We start from the raw sequence: 23,337 nt of genomic DNA on the forward strand, positions 1-23,337 counted from the left end.
AACGACAACACAGGCTTTTTCCATGACCGACCGTCCCGTCCTGTTGCCGGCCCTGCGCCAGGTGTCCCGCGATACCCTGCAAGACCAGGTCTACCGGCAGATCCGCGAAGCGCTGATGAGCGGGCGTTTTCAGCCCGGGCAGAAGCTGACCATCCGTGGCCTGGCCGAAGCGCTGGGTTCCAGCCCCATGCCGGTGCGTGAAGCACTGCAGCGCCTGAGCGCCGAAAATGCCTTTGAAGTCACTGAAACCTCGCGCCTGCGGGTACGGGTGATGACCACTGAACGCCTGCGCGAAATCCGCGATGCGCGGGTGGCCCTCGAAGGCTTGCTGGCCGAGAAGGCCGTGGCCCATCTGGGCGATGCCGACCTGGCTGAAATCACCGAGCTCTGCGTGCAGATGCAGGCCGCCGCCGACAAGGTCGACGTGCCGGCTTACCTGTGGGGCAACTTTGCCTTTCACCGGCGCATTTATGCCGTGGCCCAGGCTGAACTGACCGTCGCTGCGGTGGAGAACTTCTGGCTGCACATGGGCCCGTGCTTTGCCCTGGTCGCCCCGGACAAAGCCCACCTGCAGCGCTCGATGCAAGCCCACGACCGCATCGTCGCCGCCCTGGCCGACCGCGATGCGGCGGCGGCGCGGGCGGCGGTGACCGACGACATCATGCAGGCCGCCGACTCCCTGGCGCGCCTGCTGGTCAACAACGACCGCGCGCGGTCTGTTTCTGGAGTGAAAAAAGCATGAGCGTTCTCAAGCGTCTGACGCCGTATCCGGGCCTGCGGGTGTTGATTTCCGGCGGCGCCGCCGGTATCGGTGAAGTGCTGGCGGCGGCCTATATCGAAGCCGGGGCCCGGGTGCATGTCTGTGATGTCAGCGAGTCAGCCCTGGCGGCGTTTCGCGACCGCTACCCAGGCAGCGTCGCCACCCGCGCCGACGTCGGCGATGCGGCGCAGATAGAGGCGCTGTTCAAGGTTCAGCGCGAGCAGTTCGGCGGCCTCGATGTGCTGGTCAACAACGCCGGCATCGCCGGGCCTACCGCCGGTATCGACGCCATCAGCGACGACGACTGGCAGCGCACCATCGACATCAACCTGACCGCGCAATACCGCTTCGCCCACCACGCGGTGCCGCTGCTCAAGGACTCGCCCAACGCCCACCTGCTGCACATCGCCTCGGTGGCCGGGCGCCTCGGTTACGCCTGGCGCACGCCGTACGCGGCGACCAAATGGGCCATCGTCGGCCTGATGAAATCCCTGGCTTCGGAGCTTGGCGACAGCGATATCCGCGTCAATGCCTTGCTGCCCGGCATCGTCGAAGGGCCGCGCATGGACGGGGTGATTCGCGCCCGTGCCGCGCAAGTGGGGGTATCCGAGGCGCTGATGCGCGAGGAGTACCTGAAGAAGATTTCCCTCAAGCGCATGGTCACTGCCGAAGACGTCGCCGCCACCGCCTTGTTCCTCTGCTCGCCAGCTGCCCGCAACATCACCGGGCAAGCCATCAGCGTCGATGGCAACGTCGAATACCTCTGAGCTGTACCTGCGCTTTTACCGCACTGCTTTCTCGCCAAGAATAAAAACGGAGAACACGCATGTCCAAGAAACGCCCGGTCATCATCACCTGCGCCGTCACCGGTGCCATCCATACGCCGTCGATGTCGCCGCACCTGCCGATCACCCCGCAACAAATCGCCGACGCCGCCATCGGTGCCGCCGAGGCGGGTGCTTCAATCATTCACCTGCACGCCCGTGATCCGTTCGACGGCAAGCCCAGCCAGGACGTCGAACTGTTTCGCCAGTTCCTGCCGCAGATCAAGGCGCAGAGCGATGTGGTGATCAACATCACCACCGGCGGCGCGCCGACCATGGGCGTTGAAGAGCGCCTGCAGCCGGTGGCCCAGCTCAAGCCGGAGCTGGCCTCGCTGAACATGGGCTCGATGAATTTCGGCCTGTACGAAATGCTCGAGCGCTTCACCGAGTTCAAGCACGACTGGGAGCGGCCGTACCTGGAAGAGAGCGACGACCGCATCTTTCGCAACACCTTCCGCGACATCACCTACATCCTCAACGCTTGCGCCGAGAACCGCACGCGCTTCGAAATCGAGTGCTACGACATCGGTCACCTGTACACCGCCGCGCATTTCCTCCAGCGCGGGCTGCTCAAGGCGCCGTTGTTCATCCAGTCGGTGTTCGGCCTGCGCGGCGGCATCGGTGGCCACCCCGAAGACCTGGCGCACATGCGCCGCACCGCCGACCGCCTGTTTGGCGACAACTATGAGTGGTCGATCCTCGGCGCCGGGCGCAACCAGATCCCCCTGGGCACCATGGGCCTGGCCATGGGCAGCAACGTGCGCGTGGGCCTTGAGGACTCGCTGTGGGACGGCCCGGGCAAACTGGCGGCGTCCAATGCCGAGCAGGTCAAGCGCATCCGCACGGTGATCGAAGCCCTCGGCGGGCGTGTCGCCAGCCCCGACGAGGCGCGGGAAATGCTCAGCCTCAAAGGCCGCTACGCAGTCGATTTCTAGCTTGCCTGCATGCCCCGGCCGAGCCTGGCCGGGGATGTTCCCATCGCTGTCGTCACACTAGAGATTCGTGCCATGACAATTACAAGATCGCCCGAAGAACTGACTGTGCCCCGTGATCCTGCAACCCTCAACCGGTTGCTGTTCGTCAAACTCATGCCGTTGCTGATCGCCGCCTATGTGCTGAGCTTTCTCGACCGCACCAACATCGCCCTGGCCAAGCATCAACTGGATGTTGACTTGGGCATTTCCGCGGCCGCCTACGGATTGGGCGCCGGGTTGTTTTTCCTTACCTATGCGCTGTCGGAAGTGCCCAGCAACCTGATCATGCACAGGGTCGGCGCACGCTTCTGGATTGCCCGGATCATGGTGACCTGGGGCCTGATTTCCGCCGCCATGGCCTTCGTCCAGGGCGAGACTTCGTTCTACGTGCTGCGCCTGTTGCTGGGCATCGCCGAGGCCGGCTTGTTCCCCGGGGTGATGCTCTACCTGACCTACTGGTTCGGCCGCGAACAGCGCGCCCGCGCTACCGGCTACTTCCTGCTCGGGGTGTGTTTTGCCAACATCATCGGTGGGCCGTTGGGCGCGGCGTTGATGCAGATGGACGGCCTGATGGGCTGGCATGGCTGGCAGTGGATGTTCATGCTCGAAGGCTTGCCGGCGGTGTTCTTCGCCTACGTGGTGTGGAAGAAGCTGCCCGACCGGCCGAGCAAGGCGCCGTGGCTGAGTAGCGCTGAAGCCGAGCAGATCGAACGCCAACTGGCCAGCGAGGCCGAGGAGGGCGCCGGCCACAGCGGGCACTCGCTCAAGCAGTGCCTGACGCCGCAGATCCTGTTGGCGATCTTTGTCTATTTCTGCCACCAGATCACCATCTACACGGTGATCTTTTTCCTGCCGGGGATTATCGGCAAGTACGGCGACCTGAGCGTGCTGCAGATCGGCTTTCTCACCTCGTTGCCGTGGCTGGCGGCAGCGGCCGGGGCGATCGTCCTGCCGCGGTTTGCCAGCACGGCGCAGCGGGCGCGACGGATCCTGGTCAGCGGTTTGCTGACCATGGCCCTGGGCCTGGCCATCGCCTCCCAGGCGGGGCCGGTACTCAGCCTCTTGGGCTTTTGCCTGTCGGCGCTGATGTTCTTTGTGGTCCAGTCGATCATCTTCCTGTATCCGGCCTCGCGCCTCAAAGGTGCGGCGCTGGCGGGCGGCCTGGGCTTCGTCAACTCCTGCGGCTTGCTTGGCGGCTTCTTCGGGCCGTCGCTGATGGGCATGATCGAGCAAAGCACCGGCAATGCCGTGAACGGTTTGAAGTTCATCGCTGTAGTGCTGGTGGTGGCGGCCTTGGCGGCGCTGCGCTTGCGCCAGGGGCATGAGCGTAACCGCGCGAAGGGGGGAGCGCTCAACGACGCGCAGCGCCAATCTGCCTGAGGTTTTCACCGATACATTTGTGGGCGCTGGCTTGCCAGCGATGAGGCCAATGCAGTCAGCACATGAAGTGTTGACTGGATTACGACCGCTGCGCGCTCGATCGCGGGCAAGACCCGCTCCCACAGGATGGGCGCAGTACCTGTAGGAGCGGCGGTGCGGCGACCCGACTTGACCCGCGATGAGGCCATCCCAGACAACACAGCGCTTGACAGCCCACCCCCATCTCGTTTCCAATCCGCCCCCTCAGATCCACCACCCCTCATTATTTAGGTGAAGCCAGTGCCCCACGCCAACCAACACGCCTGATGCCGACGACGGACGTTTAAGCCTGTTGGTGCCTGCCTGCGCACGCACTTTCACCTGCCCGCTGTCGTCGGTTTTCGCCCTTTTGGAGAAGACCCATGACACTCGATATCCGCGAGCTCGCGCAGCTCGACCTGTTCAAGTACCCGCGCACCCCACACCTGCAAAGTTCTCGCCTGCAATCGGGCGATAGCGACCATGACCAACTGCCTTACAGCGAACTGAAGGGCCAGTACCTGGTGGTCGAGGAAAAGCTCGACGGCGCCAATGCCGCGATCAGTTTTTCTGCCGCCGGCGAGCTGTTGCTGCAGTCCCGTGGCCATTACCTGGCCGGCGGTAGCCGCGAGCGCCAGTTCAACCAGTTCAAGCAATGGGCGGCCTGCCATGAACACTGGCTGCTCGAGCACCTGGAAGACCGCTACGTGCTGTTCGGCGAGGTGATGAGCAAGCGCCACAGCGTGTTCTACGACCAGCTCCCGCACCTGTTCTTCGAGTTCGATATCTGGGACCGCGAGACGCAGGTGTTCCTCTCCACCGCACGGCGCCAGCAGTTGCTTGCAGGCGGCCCGGTGTTGTCGGTACCGGTGCTGTTCGAAGGCATCGCGCCGCCTCGGCTGAAGGACCTGCTCGCCCTGGTCGGCCATTCCCAGGCCAAGTCGCAACGCTGGAAAGACGCGTTTGCCGAGGTCATCGCCCGTCAACAACTGGACTTTGCCAAGGCCTGGAACCAGGGCGACCGCTCTGACCTGATGGAGGGCCTGTACCTGAAAATCGAAACCGCCGAGCACACCACCGGGCGGATCAAATGGGTGCGCCACGACTTTGTCCAGGCCATCCTCGAAGCCGATGAGCACCACCTGCGCCAGCCCTACATCCCCAACCTGCTGGCCGCCGGTGTCGACCTGTATGCGCCCGAGCCCCAGGTCACCTGGGCCAGCCTGCAGGCCGCCGAACAAGGAGTTGAATGATATGGACATGAACACATTGCGAGCGCTGATGCCCGGCCCCGGTCGCGCGGTCGACTACCCGGCACTGCTCGAGGCGATCCCGTCTCTGCGCGCCTTGGCGGCAACCCCGCAAGACCCGGTCTACCACCAGGAAGGCGACGTCTGGACCCACACCATGATGGTGGTCGATGCCTTGCTCGCCGACCTTGCCTACCAGCGCGCCACGCCAGAGCAGCAGTTCGTGCTGTTTTACGCTGCAGTGCTGCACGACATCGCCAAGCCGTCGTGCACGGTGATCGATGAAGTCACCGGCAAGATCGGCCAGCCTGGGCATTCGCGCCGCGGCGCGGTAGATGCGCGCATCCTGTTGTGGCAGGTCGGGGCGCCGTTTGAGCTGCGCGAAAGCATCTGCCGGATCATCAGCGTGCACCAGTTGCCGTTCTTTGCCCTGGCCGGGGACAAGAGCGGGCGTTCGGCCGAGCAGATCCTTCATCGCCTGTCGTGGGAGTTGCCGGTGTGGATGCTCTGCGCCGTGGCCAGCGCCGATATGCAGGGCCGCGGCTTTGCCGGCAAGCAGGGGCTGCTCGATGACATCGAAGTATTTCGCCTGCTGGCCGAAGACGAAGGCTGCCTGGATCGACCCAAGGCCTTTGCCGACGATTACACCCGGCGCTGCTACTTTCGCGGTGCCTCGGTGCTGCCGCAGTACAGCCTGTACCGCGAGGTGCAGGGCTCGCAGGTGATCATGCTGGCGGGACTGCCGGCCAGCGGCAAGGACACCTGGGTCAACCAGCACGCAGCGGATCTGGCCGTGGTGTCGTTCGACGATGCCCGCCAGGAGCTGGGCCTGAGCCATGGTGACAAAGGCCCGGTGGCGCAGTTCGCGATCGACAAGGCCAAGACCTTGCTACGGCGCCGTGAGCCCTTCGTGTGGAACAGCACGCACTTGTCGCAACAGATGCGCAAGAAGACCCTCGACCTGCTCTACAGCTATGACGCCGACGTGCGCCTGGTGTACCTGGAGCAGAGCGAGCGCGAGCTGATGCGCCGCAACGCCCGTCGCGACACCACGCTGCGCAACAAGGACATCGAGCGCATGTACTTTCGCTGGGAAGTGCCGACGCCGGTGGAAGCGGATCGGCTTGAATATCAGGTGTGAATCAGCGGGTATTAATGCCACTGTTGACGGGCTTTGTGCGCTTGACCAACGGCGCTAAGATCGATGTCGATGTAAGGCCATGCAGGGAACAGCACGATCATGATGAACCTGATGCACTGGAAGCTGCTGGTCGCCGTGGCCGATGCCGGCAATGTCTCGCGCGCTGCCGAGGCCTTCGGCATCACCCAGTCTGGCGCCAGCCAGGCGATCAGCCAGATGGAGGCGGCGCTGGGGGTAAAGGTGTTCGTGCGCGAGCGCACGCACACTTGCGTGACGGCGCTGGGCGAGCAGGTGCTGGTGCGTGCCCGGCGCATGGTCGCCGAGCTGGAGTCGATCCAGCACCTGGTCGACGCCAGCCGCGGTTGCCACCTTGGGCGTGTGCGTCTGGCGACCTTCCCGTCGTTGTTCGCCTCGCTGTTGCCACCGCTGTTGCAGGCTTTCAAGCGCCTGCACCCGGGTATCGAGGTGATCTGCCTGGAGGGCACCGACGAGGAGGTCGAAAGCTGGCTGGCTTCGGGGGCTACCGACCTGGGCGTGGTGATGAACCCGCTGCCGAGCCGAGATCCGGTGATGCTTGGGCGTGACCGCTGGGTGGCGGCAATACCGCTCGATCACCCCTTGGCCAGGCGCGGTAGCCTGAGCCCGGTGGAGTTGGCAGAGCTGGTCGATGAGCCGTTCATTGTCGCCACTGGTGGTTGTCATGTGCATGGCCAGAGCCTGGTGCAACAGGCAGGGCTGCACCTGAGCAACGTGCGCCTGACGGTGCGCGACTGGCGCACCGCGTTTGCCTTGGTAGGCGAGGGCATGGGCGTGTCGATCGTGCCGGCCTCAACGTTGCCAAAGGACCCGCGTGCGATGCGCGTGTATGACCTGCATCCGCCGATCTACCGGCGTTTCGGCTTGGTCAGTGCGTCGGCAAACCCGCCGTCGCCTGCGGCCCAGGCGCTGCTCAAGCATGTGCACAAGGCTATGGGCGAAGTTGGGCTTGATGTAGCGGACCACACCGCCTGACATAAGCGCAGCTAATGATCAGGTGGTGAAATTCTAAGTTTACCTGGCGCTGGCGTTTGTTGATCCTGCGCCTCTTGATCCTGTCAGGAGACGCCCGATGAAACTCTATTTCGCCCCCAATGCCTGCTCGCTGGCGCCGCATATCATCCTGCGCGAACTGGGCCTGCCATTCGAGCTGGTACGGGTCAATAACCAGAGCAAACGCTGCGCCGATGGCCGTGATTTTCGCAGCATCAACCCCAAGGGTTACGTGGCCGCGCTGCTGCTTGACAATGGTGAGGTACTGACCGAAGGGCCGGCCATTCTCCAGTACCTGGCCGACCTCAGGCCCGAGGCCGGATTGGCGCCGGCCAACGGCAGCTGGGAGCGCTCGCGGCTGCAGGAGCTGCTCAATTTCATCAGCGCCGAAATCCATGCCGGCAGCGCACCGCTGTTCAATGCCGAGCTGCCGGAGGCGGCTAGGGTGATCTTTGGCGACAAGCTGTTCAAGCGCCTGGGTTATTTGAACGAACTGCTCGGTAGCAATGACTACCTGCAGGGAGCTTTCAGCATCGCCGATGCCTACCTGTTCACTGTGCTGGGCTGGTTGCCGGTGTTTGCCATCGATATAGCGCAATGGCCAGCGCTGGCGGGTTATGTCGAGCGTGTAGCGGCCAGGCCGGCGGTGCAGGCCGCCGTCCACGCAGAGCACGCCAGCGCACCGGTCTGACCCTTCAAGGCATGCCGCTAATCCGCTTCAGGTACTGGACTCTGGCTTGCGTCTGCTTCAACAGGCAATGGGTATGGATGGTGGCGTAGCCGCTGCCGCCAACCGACTCATACGTCTCCAGTTCACAGCTGGCATCACGAAAGGCAATCCAGGTGCGCTGGGCTTTTTTCAGCGCCACGTCCTGGGTCGGGCGCCCGGGTGACGCGCCCTCGTCCTTGAAGCGTGTAACCAGCTCCTGGTAGAGCTGATTCAATTGCCGATCGGATTTTTTCAGCGAGCGCTGCATGCATTCGAGCATCTGCACTTCGGTGTTGGCGCCGGGGCACAGGCTGCTTGCCTGGGCCGGGGTAGCCAACACCATCAGCACGCTGAAACCGGCATAAATCAAGCGATACATGGGGGCGTCCTTGCGTTGAAGTTATTTCAGTCTATTGGTGTTGCGGCCAGGTATCGCCAATCACCAGCCAGCAGGCCTTGGACTGTACATGCACATGTTTTTGCCGGGCAGGCTCGAACGGCGTATCCAGGGTGCCCAGCGCAACGCTGATCCAGTCCGGATACTCGCCACTGGCATTGGCCCAGAACAGGCTCGCGCCGCAGCCTGAACAAAAGCTGCGGCTGACCGTGGGTGATGACTTGAACACCTGCAACATGCCCTGCGGATCGTTGCAGCTCAGGGCCGCAGCCGGCACGCTGGCGTACGTGGCGAAGGCTGCGCCATGGGCTTTGCGGCACTGGCTGCAGTGGCAGTGGCTGACGGCTTTTAGCGGGGTGTTGATGCGGTAGCTGACGGCGCCGCACAGGCAGCTGCCGTGAAAATCGCTGGTTGTCGGCGCAGATTTGTCGTTGTTCATCCCTGGAGCCCGGTAGAATTTCGCCCGCGATCATAAACCAAGGACAGGAACACCACGATGCGTGAACGTAAATCAGCCCGGCTGTTAGTCATCAGCCCCTCCCGCAGCGTGTTGCTGTTTCGCTTCGTCCATCGCAACGGCGCGCTGGCCGGTGACGATTACTGGGCAACGCCCGGAGGCGGTGTGGAGGAGGGCGAAAACTTCGAACAGGCCGCCATTCGCGAGCTGCGCGAAGAAACCGGCATCGAGGTCGACGCCGTGGGCGCGCACTTGAGCGAGCGGCGCTTTACCATGCAGCTACCCAGCGGCGAGTGGGTCACGTCGGTCGAGCAGTACTACCTGATCCAGGCGCAAAACCAGCAGCTGTGCCGCCAGGGCTGGACGGCTTCGGAGGTCGAGGTAATGGCCGATCATCGCTGGTGGTCGGCCGAGGAACTGCGGCAAACCACCGACATAGTGTGGCCCGAGCGGCTGATTGAAACCCTTGAGTCGGCCGGGGTGTTCAGCGCCGCGCCAGCGCATGGCTGACGCATTGCTCGTAGTAGGTCTGCTGGATGGCTGCGGGCTTGAGGCGTGACTGGCTGTTGTAGGTCTGTTCGGTGATGCCCATGGCGGTCATGCGCATCCACGGCTTGTTGAACTTACGCACCTGCAGGCGCTTGCGCGCGGCGTACAGGGTCACTCCGGACAGCTTCGACTGCTGCGCGCCGGCGGCAATCTGCGAACCCCAACTGCACATGTAGCGGTCATTGTTGCCCAGGGCCTTGGCTTGGGCACCGAGCGGGAGGGCGAGCAGAAAAAACGCTGCCAGGGTTAATCCATAAGCCCGCATAGCACCTACCTAACTTGCTGAAAAGAAAGCGAGTTTGCCAACGAAGCGGCTAGCAGGGGGCCAGCAATTTGCCTTATTTGCGCCTGAATTTCACAGCAGTTGCGCTTGTGGCTGACGGCCCAGCAGCAGGCTTTCTGCAGCAACGACGAAGGTGCTGCCCAGCAGCCAGAAGGCATCGTGAACCTGGCTCATGAGGTAGCAGGCGCCCTGGCTGTCGACAAACAGCGCGCCATGGCCGTGGTGGACATCGCCGATGCACACCAGGGTGGTGTTGAGCTTGTGTTGCATCCTCACGATGACTTTGTCGTCGTGCAGGGCGGGCTTGGCCCTGAACTCGATGTCGCCGGCAGCGCATTCTTCACCGGCGCCGCAGTGGCCGACGCACAGGCCGTTGAGGCTCAGCAGCAGCGTGGCCGCCGGATGGTTGGTCGGCACACTGGCCGGTAGCGGGTTGTTGGCCGGCCATCCGGCGGCAATGAACAGTGGGCGTAGGGTGTCAGGTAGGTCGATTGGCATGTCTGCTCTCTGGTCGAATCCGTGCGAGGGGCCAGATTAACACGCCAGTCATCATTGCCCCCTGCGCAGCGCTGGCAACATCAGGCTTGACCTCTACTTAAGTCGAGGTTTGATACTCGCCGCTCCCATCATTCGGAGCAGCACCATGACCGCAGCTTTCCACCTGTCCAACCCCGAAGGCCTCTATGATCCCAGCGCCAATGCCTACTCCCATGTGGCTGAAGTCGCCGCCAATGCCCGGCTGCTGTACATCGCCGGGCAGGGTGGTGAAGACCTTGAAGGCCGCTTGTCGAGTGACTTTGCCGAGCAGGCACGCCAGGCCCTGGGCAATCTGCAGATCGCCCTGGCATCCAGAGGCGCAAGCCTGGCCGATGTGTTCAAGCTGACCCTGCTGATCGTCGACCACGACGAGGCCAGGCTGCGTATCTGGGGTAGCGAGGCCAAGCGGGCCTGGGGCAGCAACATGACCCCGACCTGCACGCTGACCCCGGTGCCGCGCCTGGCGCTCGACGGCATGTTGATCGAAATCGACGCGGTCGCCGCGCTAGCTGCCGGGTGACATGTTTTAGCGATGGCATTGGCCCCGGCTTTTGTAAACAATAGCGCCCGCAAAACGCGCTGTTCGTTCACTTATCGAGATACCAATGCCGTCGATTCTTCCGCTGTATGAGGTCCAGCCATGAGCGACCTCACTGTCGAGCTCCTGCAAACCGGCCCCGAGCAGATCGAGCTGATCCGCAACCTCTACCAGTTTTACGCCTACGAGTCGTCGGACTGGGAACAGGAAGACGTCGAGGTCGATGGCCGCTTCTATGTGCATGACGAGCACCTGCAACGCTACTGGCAAGAGCCGCAGTGGAGCGCCAACCTGATCCTGGTCGACGGCTACATCGCCGGCTTCCTGCTGATCGAACGCAGCGAGCTGCCGGACCTCGACGCCCTGGAACTGGCCGACCTGTTCATCCTCAAGCGCTACCGGCGCAAGGGCATCGCCAGCGCCCTGGCCAGCCAGGTGCTGGCGAGCGGGCAGAACCAGTGGCTGGTGCGTTACTACGACCAGGACGAAACCGCCCATGCCTTCTGGCGCGCGGTGCTCGACAAGTTGCCGCGGCCGGTACGCTCGATCGAACTGGACGACGAGCCGGAGCTGGTGAACTTCCTCGTGACCCGGGCCTTGCACTGACAGCCAGGTCGCAAGGTGCCAACCCTCAGCACTCAGGGTCGGTCAGCGACAGCCAGTCAGGCCGTCTTCCAGCCTTGACCTGTGAAGCAATCGAAGCGGTGAAACTGTCCTCGTTCTTGTACTTCTGCTGCAGACAGCGCAACGCCCGGTACGCCGCGCTGTGTGAGTCAAAGCGGGTCCAGCCGCTGTCGTGGTAAATCCATACCGGTTTGGCGGCATTGTGCAGTCGATGGCCATTGCCGTCGGCTGCAGCAATGGGCGTGGATATCTTCAGGCTCAGGTCGACGGGGTACAAGGGGGTGCCGTCCAGTCCGAGGACATTGAGCGTGCTATCCAGGGGTGCCTGGGTTTCGAAATAGGCTTTGCGTCTTTTTTGGCACAACGTTGAGGTGACGCCGCGCGCTCGTTTTCTATAGGTGTCGATCTGAGCCAGGGTAGCGAATTTTTTACCCAGGTAGAGGTAGCCGGATGCCGGTACACGACAATCGACAATCTCCATTTCCGGGTAAAGGGACTGTTGCGTCTTTGAGTCGTAGATGTTGAAACCCGTGGGAAATGCCAAAGGGTTGGCCGCCGATTCGGCTTCTTTTTTCCAGGTTGTGAAGTAGCGGTGGATGACCGAGTGGCTCAGACCATAAAACAACGAGGCTGACTGCATGCTGGGGAACAGCCGGTTGCACACTTTGTAGTAATGCTGCAGGGTGCGGCCCCTGAGCAGGAAGGGATCGATTTCCGGGTAAGTGGGCGCACCGCTGGCATCGGGCACGTTCAGCCCATGAGGGAAAACCCCGGCCTTGATGTAACGATTGATCTGGCTGGTGAACGCAAAGTAAGTGATGTTCTCACTGTGGCTGGATTGTCCGAAAGCGCTCATGCGGTTTTCGTAAAGAATGCCGTTCAGCAGAACAGGCTTGGACACCAGGTCGATCAGAAACTCGGCGTTTTTGAGGCGAGCAACGTCCAGCAGTCCCTGTTGGCTTTCCTGGAATAGTTTGTTCCCGGAGGCGTCCAGCAGGTTGTAGCCTTGATAAAAAAGGTTGCTCGATACCATTCTTCGAAACAGGGCGGCCAGGTTGGATTCGGTACCGACGCTTTCCTTTGCGGCAGCCTCGCTGATGGTGTGATAAGCATTGCCTCTCACCCAATAGCGGGGGTAGGCGTAACGGGTGTTCCAGGCTTTCTTGTAGCCCTCCATGCGGTTGGCCTGAGTCTGCTCCTGGATAAGCGCCCGGCTGTTTTCCATATACACCGGCCGGTCTTCGTCCAGATAGTTGAAACCTTCCGGAAAAAAGCCTTGCTTGGCCCAGTTGTGATACCAGGCTTTGAATGTGTTGTAGTCCGTGCAATACCCGGATTCGATATCGACTTCCAGGGCGTTGGCGATTTCCAGTGGGCTATGGGCCTGGAAGGCCACTTTGATCCCCGCGTACTTTTTGCCGTTGAACAGCACCGGTTGCCTGGCCTTTTCCCGCAGAAGCTCCAGTACATGCTCGGGCATCTGCAGGCCACTGACCCCTTCGCCTCCGTCGGTCAAGTTGGTCAGGCAACCGCTATTGTTCGAACTGCGCCCCCAATGTGCGATCAGCTTGATTTCAAGGTCATTGGCGTACTCGCTTGAGTGACAGGGAATGATCTGGATGAGTACCTTATCCCTGCCGACCTTGTTGATGGTGTGGATCTTGCGCATGTTTTTGGACGGTGCGTATTTGGCCGTCGTCGCCGCTTCATAGTAGTGAAAGGCGTAGCGTCGCTTGATGCCTTTACCCACATAAAACGGTTGCGGGGCATTGTGCTCGGTATCGAGCTTGTCCGTGCGCCTGAGGATGTAGACATAGGCGCTGTTTGCATCATCCAGCAGTAATGATGGGAACTTGACTGCGTCCTGGTAGGTGAAGGCCGCAAGCTCACCGATAAGCGGGATGTTGAAGGTTCCTTGTGTCGCTTGAGCCAGGCTTTTGCTGGTGACTGCCGAGCGTTGCGGCAAATTTGCCTGGGTGGCATTACTCATGGGGTTCAAGGTCCTTGCTTGCGGGGTGTACGGCGGATGCAGTGCGCGCTGAGCGGCAAGCTTGCCGGGTTGTCCGGGTAACAGCAAGTTGCCCACCAGGGCTGAAGCTCACACCGACCGTTGTTGCCAGCGCCTGTCCAGGCTTGCCAGCGGATTGCCGAGCCGTTGCGGGGTCTCGCCGGTCAACTGGCACAGCAGCTCGATCAGTGTTTCACCGTCGAGTACGCCTTGCTCGCGCAGCCGTTCAGCGAGCACCCGCAGCACCGGCCAGTAAGCGCGTAGCAGGCTGTGACAGCGACCCAGGGCCATGGGCCCGGCCTGCGCAACCTGGCGCGCCGGCAGCAGGGCGATCAGTTCATGGGCCCGGCGCAGGTCGCCGGCGCCACTGGTGGTGAGAAAGCGATCATCGGCGCTGTGACGGTAGATTGCCTCGGCCACGGGGCCGGCGAAGCAGTTGAGCAGGTCGCGTTCGATCAGCTCGATCATCGATGGCAGGTGTTCGGCGATGCCTGGCGGCTCGAAGGCGGGCAGGGGCACCAGGTAGTCCGCCTCGACCAGGCCCTTGACCGCCTGCAGGTTGCCGCGCAAATCCACCATCGGCCCGATCAGCGCTTCTGCCCGGGTGCGCACGGTTACCCGCCTGATCGCCAGGCCGTTCCACCAGAAGGCCAGGGCATGGCCGGCTTCGTGGTAGGCGGTGCGACGCGGACGGCTGTTCATGGTCATGACCTCAGGTGAGGCGGCTATCGCTACGATCTGCTCCTTCCCTGGGGTTGGTATAAGAGATTATGGCTATCGGCGGGCAATACTGCGTCTATTTGCTGACTGCCGGGGCCGGGACTAGCCTTGATGATGCGCTGGCGGGTGCCGGCCGGACCTGATGTGGAGATAACTAAAACGCTGGATACAAAGGTAGCTCACCCATGTCTACTGAATCGAAATGCCCGTTCAGTCATGCCGCTGGCGGTGGTACGACGAACCGCGACTGGTGGCCGAACCAACTGAACCTGAAGATCCTCCACCAGCACTCGCCGCAGTCCGATCCCCAAGGCGATGGCTTCAACTATGCCGAGGCCTTCAAGAGCCTGGACTTTCAAGCCCTGAAACAAGACCTGCATGCTTTGATGACCGATTCCCAGGACTGGTGGCCAGCGGATTTCGGTCATTACGGGCCGCTGTTCATCCGCATGGCCTGGCACAGCGCCGGCACCTACCGCACTGGTGATGGCCGTGGCGGCGCAGGCTCCGGACAACAACGCTTCGCGCCGCTCAACAGCTGGCCTGACAACGTCAGCCTGGACAAGGCCCGGCGCCTGCTGTGGCCGATCAAGCAGAAGTATGGCCGGAGCATCTCCTGGGCCGACCTGATCGTGCTCACCGGCAACGTTGCCCTGGAATCCATGGGCTTCAAGACTTTTGGTTTTTCTGGCGGCCGCGCGGATGTCTGGGAGCCGGATGAAGACGTCTACTGGGGCTCGGAAAACAAGTGGCTGGGTGGCGATACCCGCTACGGCAAGGGCCCGCAGCCGATGCAGGAGCCTGGTGAGGGTACCCTGGTGGCCGAGCCCGAGCAGCACGGCAACGAAGAAAGCCGCACCGACCAGGGCCGCAACCTGGAAAACCCCCTGGCCGCGGTGCAAATGGGCCTGATCTACGTCAACCCGGAAGGCCCGGAAGGCAACCCCGACCCGGTCGCCGCCGCCAAGGACATCCGCGAAACCTTCGCACGCATGGCCATGAACGATGAAGAAACCGTGGCCCTGATCGCCGGCGGCCATGCCTTCGGTAAAACCCACGGCGCCGGCCCTGCCGATAACGTCGGCCCGGAACCGGAAGCCGCCGGTCTTGAAGAACAGGGCCTGGGCTGGCGCAACAGCTTTGGCACGGGCAAAGGCGCCGACACCATCACCAGCGGCCTGGAAGTGACCTGGACCACCACGCCAACGCGCTGGAGCAACAACTACCTGGAAAACCTCTTCGGCTTCGACTGGGAACTGACCAAGAGCCCGGCCGGGGCCAACCAGTGGACGCCAAAAAACGGCGCTGGTGCGGGGATCATCCCCGATGCCCACGACCCGAACAAACGGCGCAACCCGACCATGCTCACCACCGACCTGTCGCTGCGCTTCGACCCGATCTACGAGCCGATCTCGCGGCGCTTTCTGGCCAATCCCGAGCAATTGAGCGATGCCTTTGCCCGTGCCTGGTACAAGCTGATCCACCGCGACATGGGCCCGCTGTCGCGTTACCTGGGCCCGGAACTGCCCAGCGAAGAGCTGCTCTGGCAAGACCCGATCCCGGCGCTCGACCATGCCCTGGTCGATGACAGCGACGTGACCGCACTGAAGGCCAGGCTGTTGGCTTCGGGGCTGTCGGTGGCCGAACGGGTGTCCACGGCCTGGGCGGCGGCCTCGACCTTCCGCGGCTCCGACAAGCGCGGCGGGGCCAATGGCGGGCGCCTGCGCCTGGCGCCGCAGAAGTTCTGGCAGGCCAACCAGCCTGAGCAGCTGGCCAAGGTGCTGAGCGTGCTGGAAGGCATCCAGAACGACTTCAACAGTGCCCAGGCCGGTGGCAAGAAAATCTCCCTGGCCGACCTGATCGTGCTGGCGGGCAGCGCCGCGGTCGAGCAGGCGGCCAAAAACGCCGGGGTCGATATCCGCGTGGCGTTTGCCCCGGGGCGCATGGATGCCTCGCAGGAGCAGACCGACGTCGAGTCGTTCGGTTTTCTTGAGCCCAATGCCGATGGTTTTCGCAACTACCTGAAGAACAGCTACCGGGTGCCGGCCGAGGCCTTGCTGATCGACAAAGCGCAACTGCTGACCTTGAGCGCGCCGGAAATGACCGTGCTGGTGGGCGGCCTGCGGGTGCTGGGGGCCAATGCCGGGCAAAGCAAGCACGGCGTCTTCACTCAGCAGCCGGGTACACTGAGCAACGACTTTTTCGTCAACCTGCTGGACATGGGCGTGGAGTGGAAGCCGGTGTCGGCGGCCAACGAAACGTTCGAAGGGCGTGACCGCAAGACCGGCGCGGTGAAATGGACCGGCACCCGGGTCGACCTGGTGTTTGGTTCCAACTCGCAACTGCGGGCGCTGGCGGAGTTCTATGCCAGTCGCGACGCCAAGGAGCAATTCATCAAGGACTTCGTCGCGGCCTGGACGAAAGTGATGAACCTGGACCGGTTCGATCTCAAGTAAGCCTCATCGCGGGTCAGTTCCGCTCCCACAGGGAGCGGAACTGACCCGCGATCGAGCGCGCAGCGGTGGTAATGCAGGCACCAAAGAGCCAATCAGCGCTGCGCCAGCCAGTAGTCATGCAGCGCCCGCGCCGCCGGGGCAATCGCCACCACCCGCTGACGATGCAAGGCAACGTCCAGGTTCGCCGGCAGCTCGAATTCATCCTGCTCGGCCCAGCCGGTAATCACCTGCAAGGCCTGCATTTGCGCTTCAGGCAGCACCCGCCAGTTGGCAATGGCGATACCGCGCAAATAACCAAAGCACCATTCCTCCGCCAATGGCAACGGCTGGCCCTGGTGTTCGGTCTGCTCAAGGCGCGGGGCAAATGCCTGCGGCGCTTCAACCAGTTGGGTGGCCAGGCTGTTCAGGTGACGGGCACACAGCTCGACGAAGCGCTGGCAGTCAGCAGCGTTTTGCCATTCCGGCATCTGCCCGCCCCAGATCGCCGGGAACCACTCGCTGATGTCCACCTGCACCGGGCTCGACACCAGCGCAGTGAAGTAGCCGTCGAGCTCCGAGGCGTTGAGCACCGAGTGGTCATCGCCGTACTGCTGCAAAGTGGCGTCGAGGAACGCGAAGTCGGCGGCAGCCAGTGGCAGGTCGTGCATGGGGATCTCCTTGGCCGCTCAGGCGCGGGCAAAAGGCGGGGAGGATGAGGCTTTGTGCAGTGTAAATCCAGCCCCGTTGCTTCAAGTTGGGCCTCACCCCATGGGCGTCAGCTGCTGCAACTGCTCGGCGCTGGGAAAACCGAGGGTGCGAAAGCGTGGCGGGTAGAGCTCGCCGTCTTTGCTCAGCAGCCCGCCCAGCAGTGTTTCAACCTCGTGCCAGGCCACCACCTGGGTCTGGGCCGAGCCGTCTGCCTGGGGCTGGACCAGGATCACCCGGTCGGTTTGCGGCAACGAGGTGAATACGCCCTCGGTCCAGGCCGCGATCGAAAAGCTGCTATTGCCGTTTTCGGCGTCGCTGTAAAGCCTGTGGGTGGCGACGAAGATGTCCTCGGGATGGGCTTCGTGGATCTTGTCGAGAAACTCTTTTTGCGTGCTATAGATGCCGTGGCGCAGCAGCCGCTGCAGGTCGCCCAGGCGCGCTTGCAGGTGCGCGTCCTGCACCTGGAAGGGCACGATGCGGCGGTCGTGATAGGTATAGATCTGGCTCGACTGCGCGCGCCCGTGCTCCAGCGCGTGGAAGCTCAGCTCGACCATCTGCCGCAGATTGTCGGCGTCCTTGTCGCCGGTGACCATCAGCACATCGCGGCTGGGCATCATGAACACCGGCTGGCCCTTGAGCGCCAAGCGCTGCAGCACGTCGGGCAGCAGCACGCGGCTGGTGTCATAGCCGTCCTTCCAGGCGCCCTGGTACAAACCGGGGAGGATCGCCTCGAAGGCATCGGGGCTGGCGTCGCGCAGGTTGTCCAGGGCAATCGCCAGCGCCTGCTCCAGGCTGATGCCCCAGTCCTGTGGCGGGCCGGCGGTCTGGGTCGAGGTGGTGTCGGGGTAGTCGATGGCCAGCAAGGTCACGCAGTCTTCGCAGAACGGCTGCCAGGCCATGGGGCAGGGCGAGTCCCAGCCGTGATTACGGACCTGATGCAGGCGGATCTCTTCGAGCATGGCCAGGTTGCGGATCACCGGCCGCAACAGCGGCCTAACCTGCTCCAGGGGCTGCACCGCGCTGCTGTTGCGGCTGTCGATCAGGCCGCGCAGGTAGCTGTCGAGCACCTGGGCTTTACGCGCCTTGTCGGCGTTCAGGTAGTCGCGGTAGGCGTTGTGCAGGTTGAAGTAGCTGCTACCGCCGTAGCGCAGGCGAAAGTCGTCGGCCTGATAGTCCAGTGGCTCGGCATAACCGCCGGCGCGCGCGGCCTTGATGAAGGTACGGGCAAAGCCTTCCTCGGTAGGCGTGCGCTTGAACAGCGTGTCGAAAAGTGCCCTGAACATGTGCGAAATCCTCCGTGAACGCGAAGTGCGCATGATGCTCGTGGTGGTGGGAGGGGTAAAGCTGAATACCTGCGCCTCGCCCAGGCCTGGCGGCCGATTTTGCACCTTCGCACGCGGCTGAATGCACCGCTGCCCGCTGGCTCCCCGTTCCGCTGTGGGCAATTTTGGTGCTAAATAGGCCGCTCAGGTAATTCGTCCAGACCCTGCAGCGTCATGCCGTGCAATGAGAACAACTATGCGAACCCATCTTCAAAGCCGTGAAATCCCCGTGCTCCAGACCCCGTGTGGTGCAAGCCTTAACCCAGTCAGCCATCAACCCTCGGCGGTAGCAGCATGATCGAAGTCACAGAGGTTTCCATTGCCCAGCTGCGCGCTGCGCTCGAGTCCGGCCAGACCACCGCGGTGGAGCTGGTCAAGGCCTACCTGGCGCGCATCGACGCCTACGATGGCGCGGACACTGCCACCAAGCTCAATGCTGTAGTGGTGCGCAACCCCGAAGCGCTGAACGAAGCGCAGGCTTCTGACGAACGCCGCGCCCAGGGCCAGACCCTCGGCCCGCTCGACGGCATCCCGTATACCGCCAAGGACAGCTACCTGGTCAAGGGCCTGACCGCCGCCTCCGGCAGCCCGGCCTTCGCTGACCTTGTGGCCTATCGCGACGCCTTCACCATCGAGCGCCTGCGCGCTGCCGGCGCCATCTGCCTGGGCAAGACCAACATGCCGCCGATGGCCAACGGCGGCATGCAGCGCGGCGTTTATGGCCGCGCCGAAAGCCCGTACAACGCCGACTACCTGACCGCACCGTTTGCCTCCGGCTCGTCCAACGGCGCCGGTACTGCCACGGCGGCCAGCTTCGCCGCCTTCGGCCTGGCCGAAGAAACCTGGTCCAGTGGTCGCGGCCCGGCCTCGAACAACGGCCTGTGCGCCTACACGCCCTCGCGTGGGGTGATCTCGGTGCGTGGCAACTGGCCGCTGACGCCGACCATGGACGTGGTGGTGCCCTTTGCCCGGACCATGGCCGACCTGCTCGAAGTGCTCGACATCGTCGTCGCCCAAGACGCGGACAAACGCGGCGATCTGTGGCGCCTGCAGCCCTGGGTGCCAATCCCCAGCGTCGATTCGGTGCGCCCGGCCTCCTACCACGAGCTTGCAGCCGATGCCGCAACGCTCAAGGGCAAGCGTTTCGGCGTGCCGCGCATGTACATCAATGCCGACCCTGAAGCCGGCACCAGCGAAGCCCCGGGCATCGGTGGCCCGACCGGCCAGCGGATCAACACCCGGCCATCGGTGATCGCCCTCTGGGAGCAGGCGCGCAAGGCCCTGGAAGCGGCCGGTGGCGAAGTCATCGAAGTCGATTTCCCCCTGGTATCCAACTGCGAAGGCGATCGCCCGGGTGCGCCGACCGTGTTCAATCGCGGCCTGGTGTCCAAGGAGTTCCTTCACCACGAACTGTGGGACCTGACCGCCTGGGCCTTCGATGATTTCCTCCAGGCCAACGGCGACCCCAAGCTCAACCGCCTGGTCGATGTCGACGGGCCGAAGATTTTCCCGCATGATCCGGGTACGCTGCCCAACCGCGAAGGCGACCTGGCCGCGGGCATGGACGAATACGTGCGCATGGCCGAGCGCGGCATCACCCCGTGGGACCAGATCAGCACTGTGCCGGACGGCCTGCGCGGCCTGGAACAGACCCGGCGCATAGACCTCGAAGACTGGATGGATGCGCTCAAGCTCGACGTGGTGATCTTCCCGACCGTCGCTGACGTCGGCCCGGCCAATGCCGATGTCGACCCGGCATCGGCCGACATTGCCTGGAGCAACGGCGTGTGGGTGGCCAACGGCAACCTGGCGATCCGTCACCTGGGCGTGCCGACGGTGACCGTGCCGATGGGCGTGATGGCCGATATCGGCATGCCGGTGGGCTTGACCTTTGCCGGTCGCGCCTACGACGATTCGTCATTGCTGCGCCTGGCGGCTGCCTTCGAGTCGACCGGCTCCAGGCGCCTGGTGCCACCGCGCACGCCAGCGCTGGCCGGCGGCAAGTAAGCAGAAGGGGCGGGTAACCGCCCTTTTTTATTCCCCAGACACGAGATACCCATGGCTAACCAAGACATCAGCTTCATCCCCGACCCGGACGCCGAGTCGATCTCTTCCGACGTCGCCGGTTTCGGCGGCATCCTGGTTTCGACCCAGATCCCCACGCGTGCCGACGGCAGCCTGGAACTGGGCGACATCACCGCCCAGAGCGAATGTACCCTGCAAGCGCTGAAAGTCGCTCTGGAGCGTGCTGGCAGCTCCATGGACCGGGTGTTGCACCTGACCATCTACCTCACCGACATGGCCGAGCGGGCGGCGTTCAACGAGGTCTACCAGCGCTTCTTCGCCAAGCCCTGGCCGGTGCGCGCTGCAGTGGGCGTGGCGTCGCTGGCGGTGGAAGGCATGCGTGTGGAAGTGACTGCGATGGCGGCCAAGGCCTGAGTTGTTGCGGTGGCTGGGCTGGCCTCATCGCAACGCCGAACCTGTGGGAGCGGCGGTGCGACGCCTCGACTTGACCCGCGCTCGGGCGCACCACCGGGCAGGCTACGGGTGCCGTTCAGGCGTTTCGCCGCTACAATGCGCGCCTCGACCGTGACAGCCTGACTAAAAAAACATGTCCCTGCCCAAGCATCACCTGGAATTGCTCAGCCCCGCCCGCGATGTCGCCATCGCCCGCGAGGCCATTCTGCATGGCGCCGACGCTGTGTACCTCGGCGGCCCGAGCTTCGGTGCGCGCCACAATGCCTGCAACGAAGTCAGCGATATCGCCCAGTTGGTGGAGTTCGCCCATCGCTACCACGCGCGGGTGTTCACCACCATCAACACCATCCTCCACGACAACGAACTGGAGCCGGCGCGCAAGCTGATCCACGAACTGTACGATGCCGGCGTCGACGCGCTGATCGTCCAGGACCTGGGGGTGATGGAGCTGGACATCCCGCCGATCGAGCTGCACGCCAGTACCCAGACCGACATCCGCACCCTGGCCCGGGCCAAGTTCCTCGACCAGGCCGGTTTCTCCCAGTTGGTGCTGGCCCGCGAGCTGAACCTGCAGGAAATCCGCGCCATCGCCGACGAGACCGACGCGGCGATCGAGTTCTTCATCCACGGTGCGCTGTGCGTGGCCTTCTCCGGCCAGTGCAACATCTCCCACGCCCAGACCGGGCGCAGCGCCAACCGTGGCGACTGCTCCCAGGCCTGCCGCCTGCCGTACACCCTCAAGGACGAAAAGGGCGGGGTGATCGCCTACGAGAAGCACCTGCTGTCGATGAAGGACAACAACCAGAGCGCCAACATCCGCGCCCTGGTCGAGGCCGGCGTGCGCTCGTTCAAGATCGAAGGGCGCTACAAGGACATGGGCTATGTGAAGAACATCACCGCCTACTACCGCCAGCGCCTGGACGCCGTGCTCGAAGACCGCCCGGACCTGGCCCGCGCCTCCAGCGGCCGTACCGCGCACTTCTTCCTGCCCGACCCGGACAAAACCTTCCACCGCGGCAGCACCGACTACTTCGTCAGCGAGCGCAAGATCGACATCGGCGCCTTCGACTCGCCGACCTTCACCGGCCTGCCGGTGGGTGTGGTCGAGAAAGTCGGCAAGCGCGACCTGCAGGTGGTCACCCACGAGCCGCTGTCCAACGGCGACGGCCTCAACGTGCTGGTCAAGCGCGAAGTGGTGGGCTTTCGCGCCAACATCGCCGAGCCGAAAGGCGAGTTCGATGAAGACGGCGAAAAACGCTACCGCTACCGCGTCGAGCCCAACGAGATGCCCAAGGGCATGCACCAGCTGCGGCCCAACCACCCGCTGAGCCGCAACCTCGACCACAACTGGCAGCAGGCATTGCAAAAGACCTCGGCCGAGCGCCGTATCGGCCTGGCCTGGGTGGCCAAGCTTGACGAACAGCGCCTGGCCCTGACCGCCACCAGCGAGGAGGGCATCAGTGCCAGCGTCGCCCTGGACGGCCCGTTCGGCCTGGCCAACAAGCCGGAGCAGGCGCTGGAGCAACTGCGCGACCTGCTCGGCCAGCTGGGCACCACCGAGTACCACGCCACCGACGTTCAGCTCGATGCGCCGCAGGCGTACTTTATCCCCAACTCGCAGCTCAAGGCCCTGCGCCGCGAGGTCATCGAAGCGCTGACCGCCGCGCGCATCCAGGCCCACCCGCGCGGTGGCCGCAAGGCCGAGACCAACCCGCCGCCGGTGTACCCGGAGTCGCACCTGTCGTTTTTGGCCAACGTCTACAACCAGAAGGCCCGCGACTTCTATCACCGTCACGGGGTCAAGCTGATCGACGCCGCCTACGAGGCCCACGAAGAGGCGGGCGAAGTGCCGGTGATGATCACCAAGCACTGCCTGCGTTTCTCCTTCAACCTGTGCCCCAAGCAGGCCAAGGGCGTGACCGGCGTGCGCACCAAGGTGGCGCCGATGCAGCTGATTCACGGCGATGAAGTACTGACCCTGAAGTTCGACTGCAAGCCGTGCGAGATGCACGTCATCGGCAAGATGAAAGGCCACATCCTTGGCCTGCCGCAACCGGGCAGCGTGCAGCAGGTGGTCGGGCATATCAGCCCTGAAGACCTGCTCAAGACCATCCCGCGCGCGCCGCATTGAGTGAAACACCGCGGCCAGCACCTTCAGGGTGCTGGCCGCAATGGACTCTGGCCCCAGCTGTGCGG

General features: G+C 63.5%; 23 protein-coding genes. 15 read left to right on the forward strand and 8 right to left on the reverse strand.

Translation table 11 applies throughout. The features are described from left to right. Window positions 1–22 precede the first annotated feature (22 nt). From ACZ9A3_RS07645 to gstA, 8 genes are all read left to right on the forward strand, one after another. Window positions 23–742: a GntR family transcriptional regulator gene (locus ACZ9A3_RS07645; protein ID WP_045201285.1), complete on the forward strand. Its 720-nt coding sequence runs from the start codon at window positions 23–25 to the stop codon at window positions 740–742. Next, the gene (locus tag ACZ9A3_RS07650) at window positions 739–1,527 is read left to right on the forward strand and encodes an SDR family oxidoreductase (RefSeq protein ID WP_093384317.1); all 789 of its coding nucleotides are present in this window, start codon (window positions 739–741) and stop codon (window positions 1,525–1,527) included. Before ACZ9A3_RS07645 ends, ACZ9A3_RS07650 begins: the two co-directional genes overlap by 4 nt. Window positions 1,528–1,586: 59 nt before the next feature. Next, a complete protein-coding gene (gene kce, locus ACZ9A3_RS07655) occupies window positions 1,587–2,519 on the forward strand; it encodes a 3,5-dioxohexanoate:acetyl-CoA acetone transferase (RefSeq protein WP_476252328.1) in 933 nt (310 codons plus the stop codon). Window positions 2,520–2,591: 72 nt separating this feature from the next. Continuing rightward, window positions 2,592–3,938 carry an MFS transporter gene (locus tag ACZ9A3_RS07660; RefSeq protein ID WP_093384303.1) on the forward strand — a complete coding sequence of 449 codons (1,347 nt, stop codon included), beginning with the start codon at window positions 2,592–2,594 and terminating at the stop codon, window positions 3,936–3,938. A gap of 401 nt (window positions 3,939–4,339) precedes the next feature. Beyond that, on the forward strand, window positions 4,340–5,209 hold the full coding sequence (locus ACZ9A3_RS07665; RefSeq protein WP_093384299.1) for an RNA ligase family protein: 870 nt from the start codon (window positions 4,340–4,342) through the stop codon (window positions 5,207–5,209). A 1-nt stretch (window position 5,210) separates the two neighbouring features. Next, window positions 5,211–6,347 carry an AAA family ATPase gene (locus ACZ9A3_RS07670; RefSeq protein ID WP_476252329.1) on the forward strand — a complete coding sequence of 379 codons (1,137 nt, stop codon included), beginning with the start codon at window positions 5,211–5,213 and terminating at the stop codon, window positions 6,345–6,347. A gap of 99 nt (window positions 6,348–6,446) precedes the next feature. Continuing rightward, the gene (locus ACZ9A3_RS07675) at window positions 6,447–7,358 is read left to right on the forward strand and encodes a LysR family transcriptional regulator (RefSeq protein ID WP_195883724.1); all 912 of its coding nucleotides are present in this window, start codon (window positions 6,447–6,449) and stop codon (window positions 7,356–7,358) included. Between the two features lie 97 nt (window positions 7,359–7,455). After that, entirely contained in the window at window positions 7,456–8,067 is a 612-nt protein-coding gene (gstA, locus tag ACZ9A3_RS07680) for a glutathione transferase GstA (protein WP_195883725.1), read from the forward strand. Between the two features lie 4 nt (window positions 8,068–8,071). On the opposite strand, the gene ACZ9A3_RS07685 is transcribed toward gstA, so the two are convergent. Both ACZ9A3_RS07685 and ACZ9A3_RS07690 read right to left on the reverse strand, forming a co-directional pair. Then, window positions 8,072–8,464: a lysozyme inhibitor LprI family protein gene (locus tag ACZ9A3_RS07685; RefSeq protein ID WP_213601684.1), complete on the reverse strand. Its 393-nt coding sequence runs from the start codon at window positions 8,462–8,464 to the stop codon at window positions 8,072–8,074. Window positions 8,465–8,495: 31 nt separating this feature from the next. Then, window positions 8,496–8,921 (reverse strand): GFA family protein, encoded by a 426-nt coding sequence (locus ACZ9A3_RS07690; RefSeq protein ID WP_045201292.1) that lies wholly within the window; start codon window positions 8,919–8,921, stop codon window positions 8,496–8,498. 57 nt (window positions 8,922–8,978) lie between these two features. On the opposite strand from ACZ9A3_RS07690, the gene ACZ9A3_RS07695 reads away from it, so the two are divergent. Beyond that, entirely contained in the window at window positions 8,979–9,449 is a 471-nt protein-coding gene (locus ACZ9A3_RS07695; RefSeq protein ID WP_093384276.1) for an NUDIX hydrolase, read from the forward strand. On the opposite strand, the gene ACZ9A3_RS07700 is transcribed toward ACZ9A3_RS07695, so the two are convergent. Continuing rightward, window positions 9,424–9,753 (reverse strand): hypothetical protein, encoded by a 330-nt coding sequence (locus ACZ9A3_RS07700; protein ID WP_045201294.1) that lies wholly within the window; start codon window positions 9,751–9,753, stop codon window positions 9,424–9,426. The two genes, ACZ9A3_RS07695 and ACZ9A3_RS07700, sit on opposite strands and share 26 nt — an antisense overlap. Window positions 9,754–9,843: 90 nt before the next feature. Continuing rightward, window positions 9,844–10,269 carry an SUKH-3 domain-containing protein gene (locus ACZ9A3_RS07705; protein WP_213601679.1) on the reverse strand — a complete coding sequence of 142 codons (426 nt, stop codon included), beginning with the start codon at window positions 10,267–10,269 and terminating at the stop codon, window positions 9,844–9,846. Between the two features lie 145 nt (window positions 10,270–10,414). Here ACZ9A3_RS07705 and ACZ9A3_RS07710 point away from each other — a divergent pair, with 145 nt between their 5' ends. Continuing rightward, window positions 10,415–10,828 (forward strand): RidA family protein, encoded by a 414-nt coding sequence (locus ACZ9A3_RS07710; protein WP_093384267.1) that lies wholly within the window; start codon window positions 10,415–10,417, stop codon window positions 10,826–10,828. Between the two features lie 120 nt (window positions 10,829–10,948). Beyond that, window positions 10,949–11,452 (forward strand): GNAT family N-acetyltransferase, encoded by a 504-nt coding sequence (locus ACZ9A3_RS07715; RefSeq protein ID WP_093384263.1) that lies wholly within the window; start codon window positions 10,949–10,951, stop codon window positions 11,450–11,452. Window positions 11,453–11,477: 25 nt separating this feature from the next. Here the strand turns inward: ACZ9A3_RS07715 and ACZ9A3_RS07720 are convergent, their stop codons facing one another. Further along, window positions 11,478–13,460, reverse strand: a complete 1,983-nt coding sequence (locus tag ACZ9A3_RS07720; RefSeq protein WP_093384259.1) for a GIY-YIG nuclease family protein — start codon at window positions 13,458–13,460, stop codon at window positions 11,478–11,480. Between the two features lie 108 nt (window positions 13,461–13,568). Continuing rightward, the gene (locus tag ACZ9A3_RS07725) at window positions 13,569–14,180 is read right to left on the reverse strand and encodes a M41 family metallopeptidase (protein ID WP_213601671.1); all 612 of its coding nucleotides are present in this window, start codon (window positions 14,178–14,180) and stop codon (window positions 13,569–13,571) included. Window positions 14,181–14,383: 203 nt separating this feature from the next. On the opposite strand from ACZ9A3_RS07725, the gene katG reads away from it, so the two are divergent. Further along, window positions 14,384–16,654, forward strand: a complete 2,271-nt coding sequence (gene katG / locus ACZ9A3_RS07730) for a catalase/peroxidase HPI (protein ID WP_213601669.1) — start codon at window positions 14,384–14,386, stop codon at window positions 16,652–16,654. A gap of 92 nt (window positions 16,655–16,746) precedes the next feature. Here the strand turns inward: katG and ACZ9A3_RS07735 are convergent, their stop codons facing one another. Beyond that, the gene (locus ACZ9A3_RS07735) at window positions 16,747–17,301 is read right to left on the reverse strand and encodes a UPF0149 family protein (protein ID WP_258597430.1); all 555 of its coding nucleotides are present in this window, start codon (window positions 17,299–17,301) and stop codon (window positions 16,747–16,749) included. Window positions 17,302–17,394: 93 nt separating this feature from the next. Further along, window positions 17,395–18,624, reverse strand: a complete 1,230-nt coding sequence (locus tag ACZ9A3_RS07740; protein ID WP_476252330.1) for a DUF1444 domain-containing protein — start codon at window positions 18,622–18,624, stop codon at window positions 17,395–17,397. Window positions 18,625–18,957: 333 nt separating this feature from the next. Between ACZ9A3_RS07740 and ACZ9A3_RS07745 the strand changes: the two genes are divergently transcribed. The 3 genes from ACZ9A3_RS07745 (at window position 18,958) to ACZ9A3_RS07755 (ending at window position 23,272) form a co-directional block, all read left to right on the forward strand. Beyond that, the gene (locus ACZ9A3_RS07745) at window positions 18,958–20,670 is read left to right on the forward strand and encodes an amidase (protein ID WP_476252331.1); all 1,713 of its coding nucleotides are present in this window, start codon (window positions 18,958–18,960) and stop codon (window positions 20,668–20,670) included. A gap of 51 nt (window positions 20,671–20,721) precedes the next feature. Continuing rightward, entirely contained in the window at window positions 20,722–21,102 is a 381-nt protein-coding gene (locus tag ACZ9A3_RS07750) for a RidA family protein (protein ID WP_123567614.1), read from the forward strand. Between the two features lie 172 nt (window positions 21,103–21,274). Continuing rightward, entirely contained in the window at window positions 21,275–23,272 is a 1,998-nt protein-coding gene (locus tag ACZ9A3_RS07755) for a peptidase U32 family protein (RefSeq protein WP_258597435.1), read from the forward strand. Window positions 23,273–23,337: the final 65 nt, after the last annotated feature.

This window comes from Pseudomonas sp. TE4620 (assembly GCF_056279045.1).